Annotated in this window: 20 protein-coding genes; 11 read left to right on the forward strand and 9 right to left on the reverse strand. The window is 36.9% G+C overall.

Going from position 1 to position 23,144, the window contains the following annotated elements; all coding sequences use genetic code 11:
• Nucleotides 1-742 precede the first annotated feature (742 nt).
• The 6 genes from G504_RS0107445 (at nucleotide 743) to G504_RS0107470 (ending at nucleotide 8,191) form a co-directional block, all read left to right on the forward strand.
• Nucleotides 743-2,701, forward strand: a complete 1,959-nt coding sequence (locus G504_RS0107445) for a sensor histidine kinase (protein ID WP_019669529.1) — start codon at nucleotides 743-745, stop codon at nucleotides 2,699-2,701.
• Nucleotides 2,702-2,725: 24 nt separating this feature from the next.
• Nucleotides 2,726-3,406 carry a metal-dependent hydrolase gene (locus G504_RS0107450; protein ID WP_019669530.1) on the forward strand — a complete coding sequence of 227 codons (681 nt, stop codon included), beginning with the start codon at nucleotides 2,726-2,728 and terminating at the stop codon, nucleotides 3,404-3,406.
• Between the two features lie 308 nt (nucleotides 3,407-3,714).
• Nucleotides 3,715-4,767, forward strand: a complete 1,053-nt coding sequence (locus tag G504_RS0107455; protein ID WP_019669531.1) for an o-succinylbenzoate synthase — start codon at nucleotides 3,715-3,717, stop codon at nucleotides 4,765-4,767.
• Nucleotides 4,758-5,705 carry a CPBP family intramembrane glutamic endopeptidase gene (locus tag G504_RS0107460; protein WP_019669532.1) on the forward strand — a complete coding sequence of 316 codons (948 nt, stop codon included), beginning with the start codon at nucleotides 4,758-4,760 and terminating at the stop codon, nucleotides 5,703-5,705. The genes G504_RS0107455 and G504_RS0107460 overlap by 10 nt, the downstream gene beginning before the upstream one ends.
• A gap of 5 nt (nucleotides 5,706-5,710) precedes the next feature.
• A complete protein-coding gene (locus tag G504_RS0107465) occupies nucleotides 5,711-6,778 on the forward strand; it encodes an AMP-binding protein (protein ID WP_019669533.1) in 1,068 nt (355 codons plus the stop codon).
• A gap of 66 nt (nucleotides 6,779-6,844) precedes the next feature.
• On the forward strand, nucleotides 6,845-8,191 hold the full coding sequence (locus G504_RS0107470) for a M24 family metallopeptidase (protein ID WP_019669534.1): 1,347 nt from the start codon (nucleotides 6,845-6,847) through the stop codon (nucleotides 8,189-8,191).
• Here the strand turns inward: G504_RS0107470 and G504_RS0107475 are convergent.
• Entirely contained in the window at nucleotides 8,188-9,816 is a 1,629-nt protein-coding gene (locus G504_RS0107475; protein WP_019669535.1) for an acyl-CoA carboxylase subunit beta, read from the reverse strand. The genes G504_RS0107470 and G504_RS0107475 overlap by 4 nt on opposite strands.
• 79 nt (nucleotides 9,817-9,895) lie before the next feature.
• Here G504_RS0107475 and G504_RS0107480 point away from each other — a divergent pair, with 79 nt between their 5' ends.
• From G504_RS0107480 to ettA, 3 genes are all read left to right on the forward strand, one after another.
• The gene (locus tag G504_RS0107480) at nucleotides 9,896-10,879 is read left to right on the forward strand and encodes a Gfo/Idh/MocA family protein (RefSeq protein WP_019669536.1); all 984 of its coding nucleotides are present in this window, start codon (nucleotides 9,896-9,898) and stop codon (nucleotides 10,877-10,879) included.
• A gap of 71 nt (nucleotides 10,880-10,950) precedes the next feature.
• Nucleotides 10,951-11,133 carry a CAL67264 family membrane protein gene (locus G504_RS18385; RefSeq protein ID WP_019669537.1) on the forward strand — a complete coding sequence of 61 codons (183 nt, stop codon included), beginning with the start codon at nucleotides 10,951-10,953 and terminating at the stop codon, nucleotides 11,131-11,133.
• 89 nt (nucleotides 11,134-11,222) lie between these two features.
• Entirely contained in the window at nucleotides 11,223-12,914 is a 1,692-nt protein-coding gene (ettA, locus tag G504_RS0107490; RefSeq protein ID WP_019669538.1) for an energy-dependent translational throttle protein EttA, read from the forward strand.
• A gap of 23 nt (nucleotides 12,915-12,937) precedes the next feature.
• Here ettA and G504_RS0107495 read toward each other — a convergent pair whose 3' ends face one another.
• Complete coding sequence (locus tag G504_RS0107495) at nucleotides 12,938-13,747, reverse strand: MBL fold metallo-hydrolase (protein ID WP_019669539.1); 810 nt, start codon at nucleotides 13,745-13,747, stop codon at nucleotides 12,938-12,940.
• Between the two features lie 54 nt (nucleotides 13,748-13,801).
• Nucleotides 13,802-14,260 (reverse strand): GNAT family N-acetyltransferase, encoded by a 459-nt coding sequence (locus G504_RS0107500; protein WP_019669540.1) that lies wholly within the window; start codon nucleotides 14,258-14,260, stop codon nucleotides 13,802-13,804.
• 180 nt (nucleotides 14,261-14,440) lie between these two features.
• Between G504_RS0107500 and G504_RS0107505 the strand changes: the two genes are divergently transcribed.
• Nucleotides 14,441-15,328 carry a hypothetical protein gene (locus G504_RS0107505; RefSeq protein ID WP_019669541.1) on the forward strand — a complete coding sequence of 296 codons (888 nt, stop codon included), beginning with the start codon at nucleotides 14,441-14,443 and terminating at the stop codon, nucleotides 15,326-15,328.
• A gap of 171 nt (nucleotides 15,329-15,499) precedes the next feature.
• On the opposite strand, the gene fumC is transcribed toward G504_RS0107505, so the two are convergent.
• Nucleotides 15,500-16,897 carry a class II fumarate hydratase gene (gene fumC, locus G504_RS0107510; protein WP_019669542.1) on the reverse strand — a complete coding sequence of 466 codons (1,398 nt, stop codon included), beginning with the start codon at nucleotides 16,895-16,897 and terminating at the stop codon, nucleotides 15,500-15,502.
• 150 nt (nucleotides 16,898-17,047) lie between these two features.
• Here fumC and G504_RS19770 point away from each other — a divergent pair, with 150 nt between their 5' ends.
• Nucleotides 17,048-17,221: a hypothetical protein gene (locus G504_RS19770; RefSeq protein WP_019669543.1), complete on the forward strand. Its 174-nt coding sequence runs from the start codon at nucleotides 17,048-17,050 to the stop codon at nucleotides 17,219-17,221.
• A gap of 44 nt (nucleotides 17,222-17,265) precedes the next feature.
• Here G504_RS19770 and G504_RS0107520 read toward each other — a convergent pair whose 3' ends face one another.
• From G504_RS0107520 to G504_RS0107540, 5 genes are all read right to left on the reverse strand, one after another.
• Entirely contained in the window at nucleotides 17,266-19,800 is a 2,535-nt protein-coding gene (locus G504_RS0107520) for an outer membrane beta-barrel family protein (protein ID WP_157473129.1), read from the reverse strand.
• A 273-nt stretch (nucleotides 19,801-20,073) separates the two neighbouring features.
• The gene (locus G504_RS0107525) at nucleotides 20,074-20,565 is read right to left on the reverse strand and encodes a hypothetical protein (RefSeq protein WP_019669545.1); all 492 of its coding nucleotides are present in this window, start codon (nucleotides 20,563-20,565) and stop codon (nucleotides 20,074-20,076) included.
• Nucleotides 20,566-20,705: 140 nt separating this feature from the next.
• Nucleotides 20,706-21,050 carry an arsenate reductase (glutaredoxin) gene (gene arsC / locus G504_RS0107530; protein WP_019669546.1) on the reverse strand — a complete coding sequence of 115 codons (345 nt, stop codon included), beginning with the start codon at nucleotides 21,048-21,050 and terminating at the stop codon, nucleotides 20,706-20,708.
• A 49-nt stretch (nucleotides 21,051-21,099) separates the two neighbouring features.
• Nucleotides 21,100-22,195 (reverse strand): peptide chain release factor 2 gene (prfB, locus tag G504_RS0107535; protein ID WP_157473132.1). Its coding sequence is split into 2 segments (ribosomal slippage): nucleotides 21,100-22,131 and nucleotides 22,133-22,195, totalling 1,095 coding nucleotides; the frame shifts between segments, so codons are not numbered across the junction.
• A 72-nt stretch (nucleotides 22,196-22,267) separates the two neighbouring features.
• Nucleotides 22,268-23,125, reverse strand: a complete 858-nt coding sequence (locus G504_RS0107540; RefSeq protein WP_019669548.1) for a transglutaminase-like domain-containing protein — start codon at nucleotides 23,123-23,125, stop codon at nucleotides 22,268-22,270.
• Between the last annotated feature and the right edge of the window lie 19 nt (nucleotides 23,126-23,144).

Below are 23,144 nucleotides of genomic sequence, written 5' to 3' on the forward strand. Positions count from 1 at the left end.
GGTTTAAGCTGCATCAGTTATTTTATATAGGGATAGTACCTTATATAACTTCCTTATGGCTTTCAAAAAGCCAGTCACAACACATTTAGACTACTTCACAACAATTATTTTTCCAAAGAGAAGAATAGGCATAATTTGGCTTTATAATTAATCGATTAATTTTTTTCATTTTCATATAGTGTTCTCGTAAAAGAGTCTTGTCTAAGTTGGCAGGGCTCTTTTTGATTATAACCATTTGTGAACCGGATTTAGTAATTATAGCCGGACTCTTTTCTCTATGAAAGGTTAAAAAATCGGATGAAATGCATTTAATGACTATAAAACGTCCATTCACAACATAAATATGCACTTACACAACAAAATTCCAAATGGTAAATTTCTAGGTGATAAATTTGAATCGCTAATCCAGCGCCCCAAATCTTATCGTTAATAAATTACAGTTTAAAAGGCTATGCTATGTGTATGGTCTTTTTTTATTTCAGGAACGTATTTTTTCTATACGTATAGAAAAATTACCGATGGAAAGTTGAAGGTGTTTTGGTAATAAAATGAGAATGGAAATAGTTGGTTATAAGGGCTTGTTTTTTAAATGGACCATGATAGACAACAGTTTCATTCTACTTGACAACAAAAATTTAAGCACAAGGCCAATTAGTAGTAAGTTTAAATTGTTGTTATAGTTTTAAACGTTATATTTTTAATCTGATCAAAATAGTATTTGGTAAATATCCCTAAGCTTGTTATGGCAAAATCGCTGGGTAAAATTTTAGTAATATTCTTTCTTTCCTTATTTCAAAGTGTCGGAGCGCAGGTTCTGGATACCCTGGATGAGAATGCATTGGATGTATTCAAGGATAAGCGCAATGTTGTGGAGAGGTTTGATTATTTCTTTAATACGCTTTACAGGTATAACGAAAACTCGGCCTATGATTGGTTAGATGAGGTTAATGTTTATCTGAATACTGCAGAGAAATCCGGAGATTCAACAGCTATTAACAATTACAAGCTTATGCAATCCCAAATTTATTATGATTTGGGAGACTACGACAAAAGCGTGGCTATAGCCAATGACTTATATTCTATAAAGGATAAAATAGACCTGAAGACCAAAAGGGTTATGCTGGATCTTATAGATAATAACTATTCGCAGTTAAAGCTATATGGAAAACAGGTTGAGATAAGACAGGAGAAAAGAGATTTAGGCTTCTCAGAGAATATTACTTTCTACGATATTTATTCTAACCTGGGGTTGCATAGAAAGGCCATGGAAGATTACATCATGGATATGAAAAAGACCATTGATAACGGCGATCTCTTCGGTCTTGCAGAATACAATAATAATGTAGGGCGGTATTTGCTACTCGATAAATCTTCGTCGGTTGCATTAAGTAACTTTAAAAAGGCCAAAGGTTATGTAGATGTTTATTTAAATGATGTTACACAGGTAAAGACAGAAAAAGAATTAAAGGACGCCAAATTATTGAAGGGTATTATAGAGGGCAATATTGGAAAATCCTATTTGCAACTCAAACAATTTGAAGAGGCATTACCTTACCTGGAAAATAGTATCGATTTAATTGAGGAAAATAATATAGGGCTTTATTCTGAAGATATTATTGAAAATAGCCTGGCACTGGCCGATTGTCACCTGCAACTAGAAAATTTTCAAAAAGCCAAAGATATTTTAAATGAAAGGCTAAGGCCTCTTAAGATAGAGCATGTTATTAAAAAGAATAGACTACTTGCCGCCTATTATGACAAGATTGAGGACTATAAAAATGCAAGTTTTTATTTGAAGAAAAATGTAAGGATTGCCGATTCTATTAATACCAATGATTCCTCGCTTAAAAAACAACAGCTTTCAACTGTCGCAAAGTATGAAATTGAGAATTCCAAGAGAATGATAGATGCACAAAAGATGGAAATGGAAATTGCAAGAAACGAAATGCAGGCTAAGGATGAACAAATTAACTTGGTTTTTATTTCTTTGATTTTTACACTTTTGGGTTTTGCCGGATTAGTTTACGCTTATTTAAAGAGTATAAAGAATCAACGTCTTATTGCTGAACAGAAACATATAATTGAGAATTCTTTGGTTGAAAAGGATTCTTTACTTAAAGAAATTCATCATCGCGTAAAAAATAACCTGCAAATGGTATCCAGCCTCTTGAGCTTGCAGACCAAAAATACGCGGAGTAAAGCCGCCATTGAAGCTCTGGAAGAAGGTAAAAGCAGAGTTAAAGCTATGGCTCTGATACATCAGAAATTATATCAAAACGATGACCTGTCTGTTATTGAAATGCAGGGTTATATAGAAAGTTTGGTGAATAGCGTACAATCTGTATTTAAGAAAGGAGGTCATAATATCAATATTACTATCGATGCTGAGGGTGTTGAATTAGATATTGACAGGGCAATACCCTTTGGATTAATACTCAATGAATTGGTTTCAAATACATTTAAATATGCATTTCCCGAAGATGATGAAAATGGTAAAATATATATACACCTTAGAAAAAACGGGGATCAGGGATTCTTTGAATATACGGATAATGGGGTGGGTCTAAGTGAAGATTCTGAAGAAAGAGTTAATTCATCTATGGGGGTTCGATTAATGAAGCGTCTTGTAAATCAACTACAATCTACTTTAAATATTGATAAAACTACAGAAGGTGTTCGTTTTTGGTTCAATTTTAAATAAATTTGAATTTCTAATTTGTTTAAGATGAAAGTTACATTTTTGGGGCACGCCTCCTTATTAATAGAGATAGGCCAATACAAGGTTTTAGTTGATCCATTTATCACCGGAAACGAAAAGGCAACCGGAAAGATTGATATTGAAGATTTGAATCCAGATTATATTCTGGTTACCCATGCGCATCAGGATCACATTTTGGATGTGGAGGCCATAGGCAAGCGATCTGATTCAGTAATTGTAAGCAATTATGAAATTGCCATGCATTATCAGGCCAAAGGCTTTAAGGTACATCCAATGAATCATGGAGGCAGCTGGAATTTTGACTTCGGAAAAGTAAAATATACAAATGCCATACATACTTCTTCTTTTCCTGATGGTTCATATGGCGGTCAGCCCGGGGGATTTATTATTTCAACCGAAGACAAACAACTCTATATTGCCGGCGATACGGCTTTGACAGCAGACATGAAATTGATCCCGTTAACACATCAGTTAGACCTGGCTATTTTACCCATTGGCGATAATTTTACCATGGGTATAGAAGATGCAGTTCTGGCAGCAGATTTTGTTTCCTGCAATTCGGTATTGGGGTATCATTATGATACTTTTGGGTATATAGAAATAGACCATAATAAGGCTCTGGAAGCCTTTGCGAAAGCTGGCAAAAAATTACACTTATTGCCTATCGGAGAGGCACTTACAGTTTAAAAGTATGGGCATACTTACCGGTAATTGTTTATTCAAAGGTCATAGATAGTTTCGTTCTGGGCAACTATCTTTTATTTCTTTTCAAATTATAAAATTGTTGGGCAAACAGGAGATATGAATAGCTCGCAGGAATCGAAACCAGCTATTTCTTGAGTTTACATTAGACCAATAGCCGCTCCGTTTTAATTTGAAGACAGGAATTCAGCTATAACGGCAAACTGAGAGGTCAATTATAGTGCTTTTTTGCTATTTCCCTTAATCTCCTATTTTTTAGATTGAAAATATGGTTAAATTTAGCACCAATTCACATGGACGCTAGTTACAAGAAATACGATTTAAACTTTAAAAGACCAAGCGGTACCTCGCGCGGAATACTAAACAAAAAAGAAACCTGGTTTTTGGTTTTGAATAATCGTGATAAATTTGGCGTAGGAGAATGTGGTTTGTTTAGGGGCCTGAGTATTGATGATAAACCGGACTTCGAAGATAGATTGTCCTGGACCTGCTCACATATCCATTTAGGTAAAGAAAAGCTTTTAGAGGTATTAAAGGATTATCCAAGTATTGCATTTGGGGTGGAACAGGCTTTTATTTCGCTCGAATCTGAAAACCCATTTTTGCTTTTTCCTTCCGACTTCACCGAATCCATGGCTGCTATCGATATCAATGGCCTTATTTGGATGGGTAGTAAGGAATATATGCAAGAACAAATAAAGGAAAAAATAGAATCAGGATTCAGTTGTATTAAAATAAAAATAGGAGCTATTGATTTTAGCGAGGAATTGGCACTATTGACTTCCCTGAGAAAAAAATTTGACCATAAACAAATTGAACTTCGGGTAGATGCCAATGGGGCATTTAAAGAAGAGGAAGCCCTGGATAAACTGAGTAAATTGGCAGACTTGGGGATACATTCTATTGAACAACCCATTAAACAAGGATTTCCGATAAAGATGAAGAATATTTGCAAAAATTCTTCACTCCCGGTTGCCCTTGATGAAGAACTGATTGGCCACTTCACTTTAAAGGAAAAGGCAGATTTACTTCAAACCATAATGCCGGACTATATAATTTTAAAACCTAGTCTGATAGGGGGGTATAAAGCATGCGAAGATTGGATAGCAATAGCAGAAAAATTAAATATTGGCTGGTGGATTACAAGTGCCCTGGAAAGTAATATTGGTCTTAATGCCATTGCTCAGTGGACATATACACTAAATAATAAAATTCCACAGGGATTAGGAACAGGGTCGTTATTTACCAATAACTTTGACAGCCCTCTTAGGATAAAGGATGGAAAATTATTTTATGACAGGCATTCAAACTGGGAACAAAACTTAATAAACAAATTATGTACATAGAACAAGGTTATAAAGGATTAAATGAACTCTGGAGATATGCCGTTGGAGTATTAATAATTTTCATTGGGTGGCAATTTATTGGAGCTGGGCCCCTGGTATTGATACTTTTGGCAAAAGCTTTAGAAACAGGAGATTACCCTACAGACGTGGCAAGTATTTCCAATCTTTTGGGCTCTAATTTATTTTTCTTTCTTGCCTTGTTAACCTTTGTTATTGGGTTTTTGGCACTATACCTTACCGTTAAATATTTACACAAACAAAGCTTTCGTTCATTAAGTACTTCAAGAAAAAGCATTGACTGGAAACGGGTGTTTTTCACATTTTTTTTATGGGCAGTAATTTCGGTGCTGTTCATTGGTTTGGATATCTTCATCTCGCCAGATGACTACGTTTATAATTTTCAACCGGGACCATTTTTGGTTTTGTTGCTCATAGCCCTTATTCTTATTCCTATACAAACCAGTTTTGAAGAGTATTTTCTACGTGGTTATTTAATGCAGGGATTGGGTATAGCGGCAAAAAACAGATGGGTTCCGCTTTTGGGTACATCCCTATTTTTTGGGTTGCTACATATTTTTAATCCGGAAGTAGCCAAAATTGGATACGGGGTCATGGTTTTTTATATTGGAACTGGTTTGTTTCTTGGTATTCTTACTTTAATGGATGAAGGCCTGGAGTTAGCGCTTGGTTTTCATGCTGCAAATAACTTAACAGCAGCGATACTTGTTACCGCAGAATGGACGGCTTTTCAAACAAATTCTATTTATAAGGATATTTCCGAACCGGAAATTGGTTGGGAAGTTTTTGCACCGGTTTTTATCATATACCCCTTAATGCTTCTTATTTTGTCAAAAAAATATGGTTGGACCAACTGGAAAGAACGCCTAACCGGTAAAGTCGTACCCCCGTCAGATTTAGATAATATATCTAAAAATTAAACTTAATGGAAGTCGAAATACCACCACAGTTTAAACTTAATGGCTATGCATATTCCAATGAAGAATTAAAAGAGGTAGCGTATAGTTTAATTAAGGAAGGAGTAGATTTTGAAAAGGAAATAGGTGACTTTCTGCTGGATTGGTTGTCTCCTGATCCTGCGCTTACAGTTCGAACATCTGGCTCCACAGGCATACCAAGTGGGGTAGCGTTAAAAAAGCAGCATATGGTAAATTCTGCCAAAGTTACTGCCGAATATTTCGGTTTAGAGGCAGGTGATAGGGTGTTACTTTGCCTTTCTGCTGCTTATATTGCTGGTAAAATGATGCTCGTTAGAGCCATGGTTCTGGGTTTAGAACTAGATTTTGCCCCTCCAACTTCGAGACCTTTGGATGGTGTAGCAAAGTCGTATAAATTTTGTGCCATGGTACCTCTTCAATTGGAATCTTCGATAAATAAATTAAATCAGATTGAGACAATCATAGTTGGGGGAGCTCCGGTATCTACGCAATTAAGAAATTTGGTGAACTCTTGTAGTGCAAAGGTTTATGAAACTTATGGCATGACGGAAACTATTACGCATGTTGCTGTCAGACCATTGAATCATTGTGATGCCAACTCCGATCCTAATGCTTTTGAAATATTGCCGGATATATCTATTTCTCAGGATGACAGAAAATGTCTTGTCATCAATGCCCCAAATATTAGTGATGATCCCGTAATCACTAATGATATTGTAGAATTGATCTCAGAAAAGGAATTTATTTGGCTGGGACGATATGATAACATTATTAATTCAGGTGGGATCAAATTAATACCTGAACAAATAGAACAAAAACTTTCAGCCTTAATCGAATCAAGATTTTTTGTTAGCGCATTGCCGGATGCAAAGTTAGGACAGAAATTGGCCTTGGTAATCGAAGGTGCAAATATAGAGGGGCTCCGGGAGCTGATTAATAAATCCGATTTGAATAAATTTGAGATACCAAAAGAAATCTTTTATGTTCCCGCTTTCAAAAATACGGCCAATGGCAAGATTATCAGAGATAAAAGTTTGTCTATGATAAAAAGCTGATAATTTCTATTCGGGTAAAATCCCAAATTTTAATTTAATTTTAATAAGAATAAATCTACCTTTTTTATGAAACGCCATATTACATTGCTATTCCTTTTTATTTGCACATCCTTATTAAGCCAGCAAATCTTATCGGAAGAAGAACGCGCTCAAGTAATAGACGAAATCCTAAAAGAACGTTTTGAAGTACTACTACCCGAACTAATGGACCAATCAGATTTGGATATGTGGATTCTTATTTCAAGGGAATACAATGAAGATCCGGTGCTAAGGACGATGCTGCCGTCTACATGGTTAAATGCCAGAAGAAGAACAATTCTGTTGTTTTACAGGGATAAAACCAGGAATACAATCGAAAAACTGGCCGTAGCGAGATATGACGTAGGAAAAAACATCTCTTCTGCCTGGGATAAAGAGAAAGAGCCGGATCAATGGCAACGATTGGTTCAATTGATAGAAGAACGCAATCCAAAAAAAATTGGGTTAAATTTTTCTAAGGATCACAATATTGCCGATGGTTTAGATAAGACGGATTATGAGGAATTCATGCAAAATTTGCCAAAGAAATACACTTCAAGAATTGTATCTGCTGAGCAACTTGCTGTTCGATGGATTGAAACAAGAACTGAACGGGAAATGATAATATATAATCAATTGGTTTCGATTACACATCAAATTATAGAAGAGGCATTTTCTGAAAAAGTAATAACCCCGGGGATTACAACAACTACTGAAGTAGAATGGTGGATGAGGCAAAAAGTTACAGATCTGGGTCTCGAGACCTGGTTTCATCCTACTGTAGATGTGCAGCGCTCAAATGATGAATTGGCGGGTCATCTCTATTCATTTTCCGGGAGGCCAGACCAAATGGTAATTTTACCTGGAGATTTAGTGCATTGTGATTTTGGGATTACGTATTTACGATTAAACACGGATTGTCAGGAATTGGCCTATGTTTTAAAACCAGGAGAGAAGGAAGCGCCTGATTATTTAAAGAAAGGCCTGAGAGACGGGAATCGGGTACAGGACTATCTCACGAAGAATATGATAAAGGGTCGAACAGGAAATCAAATATTAAAAATTGCGTTGGATGAGGCCAAAAATGCCGGCCTTAAGCCTGCTATTTATACACATCCATTGGGCTCCTATGGTCATTCTGCAGGAACAACTATCGGTATGTGGGATTCCCAGGGGGGCGTTATGAAAGACGACGGCGAGAATTATCCGCTCAATCCTGACACCGTATATGCTATTGAATTAAATACGACAATTAACATTCCGGAATGGAATAGGGATATTAGAATTATGCTCGAAGAAGCAGGCTTCTATGGGGAAGAAGGATTCAGGTATGTAAATGGCCGGCAAACAGAATTATTGCTAATTCCAAGGGTGACTGAACATTTGGGTAACTAAACCTGTAATACGCCCATATTGAATGCTTTTTCAATAGGTGCAAGATTTGCTGCTTCTATACCTATTGAAATCCATTTGCGTGTCTCCAGTGGATCTATTATGGCATCTGTCCATAAATGCGCAGCTGCATAATAGGGGGATATCTGCCTGTCATATCTTTTTTTAATTTCACCGAAGAGTTCAGCTTCTTTTTCGGGCGTTATTTTCTCGCCTTTCTTTTTTAAAGAAGCCTTTTCTATTTGTAGTAAAACCTTGGCAGCAGAATTTCCGCTCATTACCGCCAACTCCGCGCTGGGCCATGCCACAATAAGTCTTGGATCATAGGCTTTACCGCACATGGCGTAATTTCCGGCTCCATAGCTATTGCCAACAATCACCGTAAATTTGGGTACAACAGAATTACTAACCGCATTAACCATTTTTGCCCCATCTTTTATAATACCACCGTGCTCACTTTTGCTGCCTACCATAAACCCGGTTACATCCTGTAGGAAAACCAGAGGTATTTTTTTCTGATTACAATTGGCGATAAATCTTGTGGCCTTATCTGCAGAATCCGAATAAATAACTCCTCCGAATCGCATTTCGCCTTTTTTGGTTTTTACTACTTTTCGTTGATTTGCTACAATGCCCACAGCCCATCCATCAATGCGTGCGTAACCTGTCAGTATAGTTTTACCAAACCCTTCCTTATATTGCTGAAACTCCGATTTGTCTACCAGGCGTTTAATTATTTCAAGCATATCATATTGCTCAGTACGTGACCCCGGTAAAATACCATAAATATCTTCCTGCCTCTCTGCAGGTTTTACAGATTCAATTCTATTAAATCCAGCGGTATCCGGAACCCCTATTTTATCAATCAGGTTTTTTATGGTATCAAGAGCATCCTTGTCATCCTTTGCTTTATAATCCGTTACACCACTTATTTCACTATGTGTAACTGCTCCTCCAAGAGTTTCATTGTCAATATCCTCCCCAATTGCTGCTTTTACCAGATAACTGCCTGCTAAAAAAATACTTCCGGTCTTTTCTACAATTAAAGCTTCATCACTCATAATTGGCAAATAGGCACCACCAGCCACACAACTACCCATAATTGCCGCTATTTGAACTATACCCTTACTGCTCATTATGGCATTGTTCCTGAATATGCGGCCAAAATGTTCTTTGTCCGGAAAAATCTCATCCTGCATTGGCAGATATACCCCTGCACTATCTACGAGATATATAATTGGAAGTCTATTTTCTATGGCAATTTCCTGAGCTCTAAGATTCTTTTTGGCGGTAATAGGAAACCAGGCCCCTGCTTTAACTGTAGCATCATTCGCCACCACAATACACTGTTTGTTTTTTATAAAACCTATTTTGACCACAACGCCCCCGGAGGGGCACCCTCCATGTTCCTTGTACATATTATCGCCGGCAAAAGCGCCAATTTCAACAGAATTGCTTTTGTCATCCAATAAGTAATCTACGCGCTCTCTTGCAGACATTTTTCCAAGCTCATGCTGCTTTTCAATTCGCGTTTTTCCACCACCCAACTTTACCTTAATAAGCCTTTTCTTTAGCTCTGATATAAGTAATTTATTTCGATCTTCGTTTTTATTGAAGTTGATATCCATTATTTATCTTCAGTTTCTTTATTAGGGTTAAAGATAAGGAGTAATATTGATTAACTTTAACAAAATTCAATAGTAAGACATGAAAGAAAAAATTCGTTGGGGAATAGTAGGATTAGGAAATATTGCCCAAAAATTTGCAGATGATTTAAAATTGGTGGCAGATGGTGAACTTATTGCAGTTGCATCCAGAGATATTGAAAAAGCAAGGCATTTTAAGGCATTAAATAATGCGAAATATGCTTTTGGCAGCTATATGGAATTATTTAGTTGTGAAGATGTAGATGTAGTTTACATTGCCACACCGCATACTTCACATGCGGAGTTGAGTATACAGGCCATGACCCAGGGTAGAAATGTTCTTTGTGAAAAGCCTATGGGAATAAATAGTGGTGAGGTTGAAAAAATGATAACTGCAGCCAGGGAGAATAAGGTTTTTTTGATGGAGGCTTTATGGAGCAGGTTTAACCCGTCCATAAGAAAAGTTAAGGATTTGTTAGATGATGGTATAATAGGTGATATTGCCTACGTACATGCCGATTTTGCCTTTTACGCACTCGACAGGAATGAAAACGGAAGGCTTCTAAATCCTGCATTGGCCGGGGGATCTCTTTTAGACATTGGGATCTATCCTATTTTTTTAGCGTATCTTATTTTGGGATACCCCGAAAAAATTATGGCTACTTCTAAAATTTACAAAACAGGCGTAGATATCCAAACTTCAATGATTTTCGAATATCCAAATGCCCAGGCTATATTGTATAGCGGACTTACCTCGGATTCGGAAATGAAAGCACAGATTTCCGGTTCCGAAGGAACGGTGTATTTGGCTCCCCGATGGCATGAGACTCAGGAATATTCAATAGAAAAAAATGATGAAATAGAAAAAGTCTTGTTACCTAAAAAAGGAAAAGGATATGAATATGAAATCGAAGAAGTGCATCATTGCCTGAGGAAAGGTGAATTGGAAAGTAAACTCTGGTCGCTTGAACATACTATTGATTTAATTAGGATTATGGACGATATTAGGGAACAAACTGGAGTGGTATTCCCCTTTGAAAAGTAAAAGTTTAAGTATTTACTATGAAAAATTCTTATAAAATTTACGATATTTGAGGTCCAACTAAACTAACTATCATGGGAATGAACAAGAATACAGTCCTTGCCTGGGCTACTTTTATAATGATTTTTGTCGGCTTCGGATTAATCGCCCTTGGTGCATTTCGTTACGACGATGTAGCCGGATGGGGATTTGCCTCAGTAGGACTTGGTTTCTTTGCAATAGCCTGGGTATTCAATGCATTAAAAGGGCGGGTTTAAACTAAGTTATTTCCTTGTTTATATTTCTATTAGACTTCAGCGTTTTTAACTTTTTTGATTAATACTATTCCAAAAAACATATTGAGTTTATGTCTGACGATAAGAAGGTGATTTTTTCCATGTCCGGGGTTACTAAAACCTATAAGAATGCGAATACACCGGTACTAAAAAATATTTATTTAAGCTTCTTCTATGGAGCCAAGATTGGAATACTCGGTCTTAATGGATCCGGAAAGTCTACATTGTTGCGAATCATTGCTGGTGTTGACAAAAATTATCACGGAGATGTAGTGTTTTCTCCAGGTTATAATGTGGGTTATTTAGAACAGGAACCTTTACTTGATGAAAATAAGACTGTATTGGAAGTTGTAAAGGAAGGGGTATCAGAAACCGTTGCTATCCTGGAAGAATACAACAAAATTAATGATATGTTTGGATTACCGGAGGTATATGAAGATGCGGATAAAATGCAGAAACTTATGGACAAGCAGGCAGCTTTGCAAGATAAGATAGATGCATCAAATGCCTGGGAGCTCGATACTAAACTTGAGATTGCAATGGATGCCCTGAGAACGCCGGAGGCAGACATGAAGATTGGATTATTGTCTGGTGGCGAGAGAAGGCGGGTGGCGTTATGCAGGTTGCTATTACAGGAACCGGAAATTTTATTGCTGGATGAGCCAACAAACCATTTGGACGCTGAATCTGTTCATTGGCTGGAACACCATTTGGCGCAATATAAAGGAACGGTTATTGCAGTAACACACGACCGCTATTTCCTGGACAATGTAGCCGGTTGGATACTGGAATTAGATAGGGGCGAAGGTATCCCTTGGAAAGGAAATTACAGCAGCTGGCTGGATCAAAAATCCAAACGTCTTGCACAGGAGAGTAAACAGGCATCTAAAAGACAGAAAACCCTGGAACGGGAATTAGATTGGGTGCGTCAGGGCGCAAAAGGCAGGCAGGCCAAACAAAAGGCCCGACTTAAAAATTATAGCAAACTATTAAATCAGGATCAGAAACAACTTGATGAAAAGTTGGAAATCTATATCCCGAATGGCCCCAGGCTTGGAACCAATGTAATTGAAGCTAAAAATGTAAGCAAAGCTTTCGGGGATAAATTGCTATATGAAGATTTAAATTTTATGTTACCACAAGCAGGAATAGTTGGAGTAATAGGCCCCAATGGGGCTGGGAAAACAACTATTTTTAAAATGATAATGGGTGAAATAGCGCCGGACAAAGGCGAATTTATTGTGGGTGACACAGCGAAGATTGCCTACGTAGATCAAATCCATTCCAATATTCAGAAAGACAAGTCTATCTGGGAGAATTTCAGTGATGGTCAGGAATTGATTATGATGGGAGGGAGGCAGGTTAACTCCCGGGCATATCTAAGCAGATTTAATTTTTCCGGAAGTGAACAGAATAAAAAAGTAAGCATGCTTTCCGGAGGAGAACGAAACAGATTGCATCTCGCAATGACTTTAAAAGAAGAAGGCAATGTATTGCTATTGGATGAGCCAACAAATGACCTGGACGTAAACACTTTGAGGGCATTAGAGGAAGGTTTGGAAAATTTTGCAGGTTGTGCAGTTGTAATTTCCCATGATCGCTGGTTTCTGGATCGTATTTGTACACATATACTGGCCTTTGAAGGGAATTCTCAAGTTTACTTCTTTGAGGGATCTTTTACCGAGTATGAAGAAAATAAAAAGAAGCGCCTGGGGGCAGATATTATGCCCAAAAGAATTAAGTACAAGAAATTAATTCGATAAACTCTATTTTTAATGATTATTTCCTAGAATTCGTCATTAGGATACCAGTCCAGCTGTATAACGCTAATCTCCGGATTACCCTGATTTACCAATGCTTTAAATTTAATTACGTCACTAACATCCGGTCTGCCACGGTAATGATAAGGATAAACTTCCTTTGGTTGAAATTCAAGTACGGCTGCCGCAGCACTTTCTTCGGTCATGGTATAGGGCAGGTTCATACAAATAAATGCCTTGTCAATATTTTTTAATGCGCGCATTTCCGGAATATCTTCGGTATCGCCGGAGAAATAGTATCGTTGATTACCCATATTTAAAACATATCCATTCCCTCTTCCCTTTTCATGAAATGCTTTAGCTTCTTCCCGCAGATTATACATTGGGATGGCTTCAACAGTAAGACCAAATCGCTCTTTTGAGTCGCCGTTATTCAGTACATCGATTTGGGGTGCAAATTTTGACGGGATTTCATCTGCAACGGCCTGAGGCACCAATATCTTTGCATTGGCCGTATTTAATCCTTCAATTGTTTCCACGCTTAAATGGTCTCCATGTACATCTGTGATCAGAATTAAATCGGGTTGTTTTTGATTTTTAAACACATCAGGTCCGCCAACAGGGTCAATATAAATTGTAATATCACCCCACTCAAGAACTGTGGTGGCGTGTTCTATTGGAATAATTTTTATTTCGGACTGTGTTTCAGGCGGTGCCTGCATTTGCTCACCATAATTAAGATCCGAATCTGCAGTGGATGCTGTTTTAGCCTTTTCTTTGCATCCGGTATTGAGTAAAAAGCAAATAAGAGTAATAGAAATCAGGAAGTTTCTCACGATATTGATTTAAGTTTATAATGCTGTGTTTAATTAAAGATATTTAATAATTATTTAATACAAAACAAGCTGCATCTTTATATTGCTTCTTGCGTAAGGTGTATCCTTTTCCAGGGCTACTTTTCTGAATCCAAATTTTTTATAAATATGAATGGCAGGTTCCAGGATAGTGTTTGAATACAGAATTAATTCTTTCCAATTTTGACTTTTTGCAAAAGCAATTCCATGAAGCATAAGTTTTTGACCAATTTTTTGTCCCTGATATGACTGATCAACAGCCATTTTTCCAAGTTCGTATATAGAATCGTTTAACTTAATCATCGAATAACACCCCACAATTTCGTTGTCTATCTCCGCAAAAAAAATGTAGCCACCTTTGTTAATTATACTGTTTTCGCAATTCTCCAGTAATTCGGTGTCCTTATTTTCTACGTAAAAATACTTCTCCAGCCATGATAAATTCAAATCTCTGAAGTATTTGGCAAGGCCTGGTCTGAAAGGTATGATTTTCATAGATAGATAGTATTTGTATCGAATTTTAGGACTACCAGACCTAATATCAGGAAATACGCGTTAAAATTAATTAATAAATTTTGGCAAGAAAAATCTAAAAGCAAATCTAAACCGTATATAGACTGATACAAACAACTACTTTATAAAAAGTAATAAAAAAGGTTAATTAATATTTACATTATGACTGAAACAAAAAGTAACAATGGATTAAAAGTTATAGCTGGCTTATTAGGCGTAGTTCTATTAGCAACTATTATTTACACTGTTAGTCTCTATCAGGATAAGAAAAAGACAACTATGGCTCTTACGCAGGAGAAAGATCTTGTTGTAGAGGATTTAAATAGTTTAAAATCTGAATACGATAAGGCTATCCTGGAAAGCAATGCTACAAATGAGGAATTGGTATCCGCAAGAGATAGAATTGCTAAATATATTGACTCTGTTAAGACAATGAAAGCTGATATCGCTTCTCTTTCCAGGTATAGAAGGCAGGTAAATGTACTTAAGGCTGAAAGAGAGGAATTATTACGTCAGGTAGATTCTTTGACCCAGTCTAATACTTTAATTGCAATGCAGAGAGACAGTACTTTTGTTGAATTAGAGAAGCAAACGGTATTTAATGATTCGTTAGTTGTTCAAAATACGCAATTGGCCGATGCTGTGGAAAGAGGTTCAGCATTGAATCTGTCTTCTTTCACTGTAGATGCAGTTAGAGAGCGCAACAATGGTAAATTGGTTTCTACTTCAAGAGCAAAGAGTACGGATAAATTTAAAATCTGTTTTACGGTTGCTGATAATGTAATAGCCGAAGCTGGTGACAGAGAATTTCTGGTTGAGGTTTTAGATCCTCAGGGTAACGTTCTGGGCGGTGGATTAAGTAAGTCCAGTGAAGACGGAGCTAGCGTATCTTATAGCAAAGAAACTGCATTCTATTACGAGAATAATAATTTGGATGTATGTGATTTTATAAATAAGCCATCAGGAGATTTCCAAAAAGGAAATTACATGGTGAATGTTTATGATGACAAACTAAAATTACTTGGAACATCTAAGTTCGCATTAAAGTAATAAACACTATCCATAAATATAAAAGGGTCAATCTTAGGGTTGGCCCTTTTTTATTGGAATTATACTAAATCAAATCTCTTTCTCCCGTGATTTGAAACAAATTCACTAAATATTCCCCTGTACATCAATGGAATGCTGATAACTAAACAGGTAAAGCGACAATAGAAAATTCTATTTAAGACCACCGACCATTTCTTCCGGTTTAACCCATTCATCGTATTCTTCTTCGGTAACATATCCCAGATTAACAGCTTCTTCTCTTAAGGTGGTACCATTCTTATGTGCGGTATTTGCTATTTCGGCGGCCTTATAATATCCAATTTTTGTATTTAAGGCTGTTACAAGCATTAAGGAATTATTTAATAACTCTTTTATTACGTCATGGTTGGGTTCAATACCCACCGCGCAATTTAAATCGAAACTTACAGCAGCATCTCCCAATAGCTGAGCAGATTGTAAAACATTTGCAGCCATTACCGGTTTAAAAACATTTAACTCATAATGCCCCTGTGTTCCTCCTATAGTAACAGCAACATCATTGCCCATAACTTGCGCACAAACCATGGTAAGTGCTTCACATTGGGTTGGATTTACCTTACCCGGCATTATTGAACTTCCCGGTTCGTTAGCAGGAATTATGATTTCTCCTATACCGGATCTGGGCCCTGATGCCATCATTCTAATATCATTGGCAATTTTATTCAGGGAGACGGCCAATTGTTTTAAAGCCCCATGACTTTCAACTAGGGCATCATGTGAAGCAAGCGCCTCAAACTTATTCGGAGCTGTTTTAAAGTTAAGTCCCGTAAATTCCGATATATATTTAGCCACAAGAACATCGTAGCCTTTAGGCGTGTTTAATCCTGTTCCCACTGCTGTCCCGCCTAATGCCAATTCACTTAAATGATCCAAAGTATTTTTAAGAGCTTTTAATCCATGGTCTATTTGAGAAACATAACCCGAAAATTCCTGGCCTAGTGTTAATGGAGTTGCATCCATTAAATGCGTCCTGCCAATTTTAACCACATTATTAAATGCTTCTGCTTTTTTATTTAGGGTATTTCGCAATTGTTTCAGTCCCGGGATAGTAACTTCTACAATTTTTTTATAAATGGCAATATGCATACCCGTTGGAAAGGTATCATTAGATGACTGCGATTTATTTACGTCATCATTTGGCTGTATTGTTTTTTCTCCTTCACCAATAGTTTTTCCTGCCAATTCATGAGCCCTGTTTGCAATTACTTCATTTACATTCATATTACTCTGAGTTCCGGAACCGGTTTGCCATATCACAAGAGGAAATTGGTCATTATGGTCTCCCTCAAGGATTTCATCGCAAACCCGGGCTATAAGATCCCTTTTTTCAATAGTTAAAACCCCCAATTCACAATTGGTATATGCTGCGGCCTTCTTCAAATAGGCAAATCCCATGATCACATCCAGGGGCATGGAAGCAGCAGGGCCAATTTTAAAATTATTTCGCGATCTTTCAGTTTGTGCACCCCAGTATTTATCTGAAGGAACTTTTACTTCACCCATGGTGTCTTTTTCAATTCGGAAGCTCATATTTGCATATTTTTATATACCTGCAAAGATAAGATACAAAGGGTTATTTTGACCGTTGCAGCTTGAAATTTCGTGTGATTCAATTTTTTTTGACTTTGATTTGTTGAAATCACTATTTTCAAACTATCTTTGTATTCCAAAGAATAAGATATGTTCGAATTTGATCAGTATTTGGGATTTTTAGCTTTTTTAACCATTGTTACTATAGGATTTTGGTTAATGATGTTTTTATTATTATTTGTTGTTCCATATTGGCTGGGAGGCAATCTTATGGAATTATGGAAAGAAAAACGCGAAGCAAGAAGAGCCGAACGTACTAAATAAAAAAAGAAGCCGACAGGCTTCTTTTTACTTTAAGGATACTCCATTTAAGATCCTTCAAATTCAAAATCTTCACCATTACCATTTCTTCTTCCGCTACCGTTCCTTTGGTTCTTTTGTTGATTGAACCGATATAAAAAAGATAAAGTTATTTGTCTTTCCCGCCCCTGGAATTCACTGTAGGTAAACACGTTTTCTGTTCGGGTTTCACTTCTTCTTTTTCTGCTGTTAAAAAGATCACTTACGTTGAGTGAAAGGGTGGCCTTGTCTTTGATTACGTCCTTGCTGAACGCCAAATTGGTACTTAAAATTCCTTTACTCAGGCTTTGGGCATTTTCCGTAGGGCCTCTGTAAAACAGGTTGGCCTGAAAATCTATTTTCCCCGGGAGCGGAATTTTAGCGCTAAACCTGGTAAACCATGCCAGGTTGTCCGCATCAAAGACCTGTGTTATTTCCTCATCCTGAGAATTGGTATAGGTATAGTCTCCACGTAATTTTTGATCAAATATATTGAAATTCAAAGTAAAGCGCCAGTTCCTTTTAGGAACGTAGACAGTTGTAAATTCCATTCCATAGCGAGTATCCGTTGCCAGATTAATGGGGGTTCTGACCTGTACAGGTACGAAAACCGGATTATCAGGATCATCGGGGTTTTCAATTTCTACAAAATCTCCCGTTTCAAGGGTTATAAATTGAAATACACCTGTTGAATAGTTGTAATAGACCGAACTTGTAAAAGTTACCTTTTCCCATCGTTTCAGATATTCTAAATTAAAGGCATTCGTATAAGTAGGATTAAGATCCGGGTTACCAAGAAATAAATTGGTATTGCTTGATCTGGAAGGAAATGGATTGATAAATCGTGAGCGGGGCCTTCTTAACCTTCTGCTGTAACTCATACTTATTTTATCCATTTCAGAAAAATCATAACCTAGAAAAAGGGATGGAAACCAGTCCACATAATTTTTATTATTTACTTCATTGGTAGTTACCAATTCTATCCCTATATCAGAAGCTTCCATACGCAATCCCCCAAGAGCATTGAATTTATTGAATTTTCTACCTAATTGTACGTATGCCGCATTTACGTTTTCCGTGTAAATAAGCCGGTTACTGAAATTGGGATCACTTATTAAATTGCCGTCCTCAAATAGTCCGAATTTGAAATCTGTATCAAAGGTGTTAAAAGTCCCTCTGTAACCTAATTCAAATTGTGACTGCTTATCCTTGCTAAAGGGAAGCACATATTCCATTTGGACCAATTGATTTATTTGACTTTCATCATTAATGGTCTGCTCTGTCGGAAGTCTCTCGTTCTCATTGAGCACTATTTCATTTATAATGGCATTTTCAACTTCTGAACCCGTTGAAAACTGGTAATCAATTACTAATTCGTGTCCTTCATCATCAAACTTCTTTGCAAAATTGAACGAGTATTGAATGTCATTTTCATCTTCTCCCTCAGTTGTAAACCTATTACGCTGAACAGTAGGATCCCCAATAGAGTCAAAATTAAAAAAATCAATATTTATAGTGTCTTCACCAGTAGAAGTCCTGTAAACAAAAGAATTGGTAATACTTGTCGAAGAGTTTATAAATAGTTCAAAACCAAAATTATTATTAAATCCTTCATTTTGCCTTTGGTAGTCACGGATTTCATTTTGAAAACTATCCGTAGAGCCATCAGGATTATAGTTTTCCTGCTCAAACAAGGCATTGCCAGGTGCATTTCGGTATCTATAAGTTGTATTGAAGAAAAAGTTAAATTTTTCCCGCCTAAGATTTAAACTTAGGGCTCCACCATAATTATCAGGGTAGCCGGCAAAAAGATTCACAGATCCGTTTAAACCTGAACTTTTTCCTTGTTTCAGTATTATATTAATAATACCTCCCGTACCCTCAGCATCATAACGAGCGGATGGATTTGTGATAACCTCCACTTTTTCAATCGTTTCAGCCGGTAATTGCTGCAATGTTTCAGGATTAATTCCTGATAAGGCAGAAGGCTTACCATTAATAAGTATCCTGACACTTTCATTTCCTCTCAAACTAATATTTCCTTCAACATCTACCGTAACAGATGGGATATTGTCCAGAACATCTGTTACAGACCCGCCCCTTACTGTAAGATCCTGGCCTACATTGTATATTTTCTTATCAAGTCGAAGCTCTATAGTTGTTCTTTCTCCTATTACTTCTACTTCCTCTAATTGCTCGGCATCAATTTGTAATTCTATGGTTCCCAAATCTGTTGATTGCCTTATGCTCTGGGCTTTGAGTTCAAATGTTTTATAGGAAATATATTCAATTCTTATGTTGTATTGACCAGGCGCGGTTTCTACACTAAACTGGCCGTTGGCATCAGTTAACCCGCCGGTAATACGCTCCGGATTTTCCGCGGATTGTAAAACCAGGGTTGCATATTCAAGCGATTCGCCAGTTTCAGAATCAATTACTTTTCCGGTAATTGTAATTGGATCCGGTCTTTGGGAATACACATTCAAATGGATAAATAAGCAACTTAAGGCAATTAGAAAACTTATTTTGAATGCTCCTGCATTTTTTTTGGTTTTTCTTCCCATAATTTTATTAATCCAAAATATATATTGATCCATAGTTATTAATAATGACCCAGGCATGTATTATCCTGACTCAAAGTTGTTATAAATAACTAAAGAGCGGAAACATTCTTCCTTAAACGACATAAGGATTCCAGTGAACGGCAGGTTTGCACCTTAAGCTGGCTAAGTGCAATTGTGATTATTGATTAAGAAATGTGCGATTAAATGTATTTAGAACTTGTATGATAGGCAATAACACGGAATAAAGAAATAGTTACTTCGGATTTAGAATTATTATTCTATATCGTCAGAATTCTCTTTCTTTTTCTTTTTCTTTTTCTTTTGCTTTTTTAATTTTTTATACCCTTGCTTTTGAAGTTCTACCAATTTGTTAAATTTTTCTTCCGGAAGACCAGCCTGCAATTCATCTTTTTGATTTTCGCGTATTTTTTCAGCCGCTTCTCTGGCTTTATCTGCCGGTAACTTCAAAATTTGGAGTTCAATGCTTTGTTGCACATACTTCGTAAGTATAGCCGAAACTACAGCCTGCTCAAAATCATTCAGGTCTATTGCCTCAATTATTTTTGGCATTTCTCTATCCACGATTTCTTCTGCGGTAAGGTTTTCAGGCTTTCTTTCAGGTTCCGGGGTGCGAGGTATTGGACTCTGCCGACCCCGGTTATATGGATTGTTATACCCATTATTATAACCGTACTGAGCGTTTGCTAAAGGCATTATTGCCAGGAGCAAAAAGACTAAAACAAAATAGTTGCGATCAAACTTCATTATTTTCAATATTCGATAAAATTAAACTATGTATTATTACCCTGTGCTTAAATCAATGTTAAAAGCACTGGGAGATCAGACAAAATTATAATATAATTACCATTATTACAGGACACCTCTTAAATTTTTCTACTATAGCCTCACTTTAATAGTTCAATTATTTTTTCGGGGGGTCTGCCAATTACTGCCTTATCTCCTTTAATTACTATTGGCCGTTCTATTAATTTAGGGTATTCAAGCATAGCGTCAATAAGTTCATCATCAGATAAAACTCTTCCTTTGAATTTTTCTTTCCAGATTGCTTCATTTTTTCGTATTAACTGCTCCGGACTTAAAGACAAATAACCTAAGACTTTCCGAAACTCCTTCTTTCCGGGTACTTCCTCAAGATAGTTAATAATTTCAAAATCTTCCCCTGAAGCTTCAACTATTGCCAATCCCTCCCGGGATTTTCGACATCTTGGATTGTGATAGATTTTTATCATTATTGGCTAATTATTGTATGCTTGTGTCCTATATTGATATTTTTTTGATCTAAACCTCCTTTTGGCCCATCGCCATAAGGTAGGCCTTTAAGAATTCATTAATTTGGCCATCCATTACAGCATCCACATTACCGGTTTCTTGTCCTGTACGAACGTCTTTCACTAATTTGTATGGGTGCATAACGTAATTTCTTATCTGCGATCCCCATTCTATCTTCATTTTTGAAGATTCTATTTCGCTTCGGGCTTCTTGCTTCTTGCGCAATTCAATCTCGTATAGTTGAGATTTTAGCATTTTAAGTGCAGTAGCTCTGTTATCGTGCTGCGACCTGGAATCGGAACATGAAATTTGAATGCCTGTAGGTTTATGTACCAGTTGTACTTTTGTTTCTACCTTATTTACATTCTGTCCGCCAGCTCCGCTTGATCTGGAAGTGGTAATTTCTATATCCGATGGGTTTATTTCTATTTCAATACTATCATCAACCAATGGATAAACGTACACAGATGCAAAAGAGGTATGCCTTTTGGCATTGCTGTCGAATGGCGAAATACGCACCAGACGATGAACACCGTTTTCCCCTTTAAGCCAGCCAAATGCATATTCACCATCAATTTCTAAGGTAACAGTTTTAATACCTGCTACATCACCTTCCTGATAGTTCAGTTCTTTTACCTTAAAGCCATTTTTCTCACTCCACATCATATACATCCGCATTAGCATGGCAGCCCAGTCGCAACTTTCAGTCCCCCCCGCACCAGCGGTAATTTGTAGAATTGCGGTCATATTATCCCCTTCTTCAGAGAGCATATTTCTGAATTCGAGATTTTCTATGGCCTCTAAGGCAATTTGGTACTGATTGGTTACTTCTTCATCCGAGACTTCACCTTCCTTCGCAAATTCCATCAGAATTTCCAGATCGTTTACGAAACCTTCTGCGGCATTAAAATCTGTAACCCATTTTTTTTTGGATTGTACAAGTCTCATTTGCAACTGCGCACTTTGGGGATCGTCCCAAAAATCCGGAGCCAGGGTTTTTTCCTCCTCGTTTTCTATTTCTATTAGTTTGGCATCTATGTCAAAGATACCTCCTCAACGCGCCAAGGCGTTCAAAAAGATCCTTCTGCTGATCCGTTGTTACCATCTATTTAAATTTTCATTCAAAAATAATAATCTTTTATTTGGTATTTGATGATTATTAAATCATTTACTTTTATTACTGCTGCTGTTGAGCAACAACCTGCACAGAATGTTTGGTTTTATTTTTTCCACTTGCGTAAACTACTCCTTTTAATGGAGAACAATCATTATAATCTTTTCCATGTGAGACTTTAATATGGTTGTCACTTGCAATTAGGTTATTCGTTGGATCAAAGCCTAACCAGCCTATGCCCGGAACATAAGCTTCGGTCCAGGCATGCATTTGTGAATCTCCAAAATATCCATTTCCCTGATGGAGATATCCCGAAACATACCTAGCAGGGATTCCATTTTGCTTGGCTAAAGCACAAAACAAATGGGCAAAATCCTGACAAACCCCATGTCTGTTACTGATAATTTCTATCAAAGTAGTATTGACATCCGTAACATTGGTTGTGTAATAGATGTGATTAAAAACCCATTGATTGAGATCCTGAAGATTTTCAAAAATAGACTTGGATTCATTAAAGCTGAATATTTTGTCATGATTTGACGGAATGGCCGTAAAATGCGTTGTTCTTAGAAAGGGTTCAAAGTCTACTTTAAATTCCAATTCCTGAACTTTCTTAAAAGCTTGTTCCCTGCTGAATTCATCTGCAAAATCAAAAGGATTAACCTTCTTTTTTACTAAACTGAATTTGGCTTCAAAAGAAATGTCTTTAAATTTTTCCCTTGGTTGTACACGGATAGTGTTGAAACCATAACCGTTTACAGAATGTTCATTAATAGCATGAACGGAGTTTTTAAAATCTATTTTGATATGAGTTTGTGTATCATTTTCTTCAGGAATGATGAGAAATTGCCAATGTGCATCTGTAATCCATGAATCATAATGGTTTTCAGCTCTATAAACAATGGAATATTCTAATGACATAAGTATTTTATAGCCGTAC

Source organism: Eudoraea adriatica DSM 19308 (genome assembly GCF_000382125.1).
Lineage (GTDB): Bacteria > Bacteroidota > Bacteroidia > Flavobacteriales > Flavobacteriaceae > Eudoraea > Eudoraea adriatica.

Bases quoted from the DNA above. Each gene is read 5' to 3' on its own strand.
- G504_RS0107445 (WP_019669529.1), top strand. From the start codon at position 743: ATGGCAAAATCGCTGGGTAAAATTTTAGTAATATTCTTTCTTTCCTTA.
- G504_RS0107450 (WP_019669530.1), top strand. From the start codon at position 2,726: ATGAAAGTTACATTTTTGGGGCACGCCTCCTTATTAATAGAGATAGGC.
- G504_RS0107455 (WP_019669531.1), top strand. From the start codon at position 3,715: ATGGACGCTAGTTACAAGAAATACGATTTAAACTTTAAAAGACCAAGC.
- G504_RS0107460 (WP_019669532.1), top strand. From the start codon at position 4,758: ATGTACATAGAACAAGGTTATAAAGGATTAAATGAACTCTGGAGATAT.
- G504_RS0107465 (WP_019669533.1), top strand. From the start codon at position 5,711: ATGGAAGTCGAAATACCACCACAGTTTAAACTTAATGGCTATGCATAT.
- G504_RS0107470 (WP_019669534.1), top strand. From the start codon at position 6,845: ATGAAACGCCATATTACATTGCTATTCCTTTTTATTTGCACATCCTTA.
- G504_RS0107475 (WP_019669535.1), bottom strand. From the start codon at position 9,816: ATGGATATCAACTTCAATAAAAACGAAGATCGAAATAAATTACTTATA.
- G504_RS0107480 (WP_019669536.1), top strand. From the start codon at position 9,896: ATGAAAGAAAAAATTCGTTGGGGAATAGTAGGATTAGGAAATATTGCC.
- G504_RS18385 (WP_019669537.1), top strand. From the start codon at position 10,951: ATGGGAATGAACAAGAATACAGTCCTTGCCTGGGCTACTTTTATAATG.
- ettA (WP_019669538.1), top strand. From the start codon at position 11,223: ATGTCTGACGATAAGAAGGTGATTTTTTCCATGTCCGGGGTTACTAAA.
- G504_RS0107500 (WP_019669540.1), bottom strand. From the start codon at position 14,260: ATGAAAATCATACCTTTCAGACCAGGCCTTGCCAAATACTTCAGAGAT.
- G504_RS0107505 (WP_019669541.1), top strand. From the start codon at position 14,441: ATGACTGAAACAAAAAGTAACAATGGATTAAAAGTTATAGCTGGCTTA.
- fumC (WP_019669542.1), bottom strand. From the start codon at position 16,897: ATGAGCTTCCGAATTGAAAAAGACACCATGGGTGAAGTAAAAGTTCCT.
- G504_RS19770 (WP_019669543.1), top strand. From the start codon at position 17,048: ATGTTCGAATTTGATCAGTATTTGGGATTTTTAGCTTTTTTAACCATT.
- G504_RS0107520 (WP_157473129.1), bottom strand. From the start codon at position 19,800: ATGGGAAGAAAAACCAAAAAAAATGCAGGAGCATTCAAAATAAGTTTT.
- G504_RS0107525 (WP_019669545.1), bottom strand. From the start codon at position 20,565: ATGAAGTTTGATCGCAACTATTTTGTTTTAGTCTTTTTGCTCCTGGCA.
- arsC (WP_019669546.1), bottom strand. From the start codon at position 21,050: ATGATAAAAATCTATCACAATCCAAGATGTCGAAAATCCCGGGAGGGA.
- G504_RS0107540 (WP_019669548.1), bottom strand. From the start codon at position 23,125: ATGTCATTAGAATATTCCATTGTTTATAGAGCTGAAAACCATTATGAT.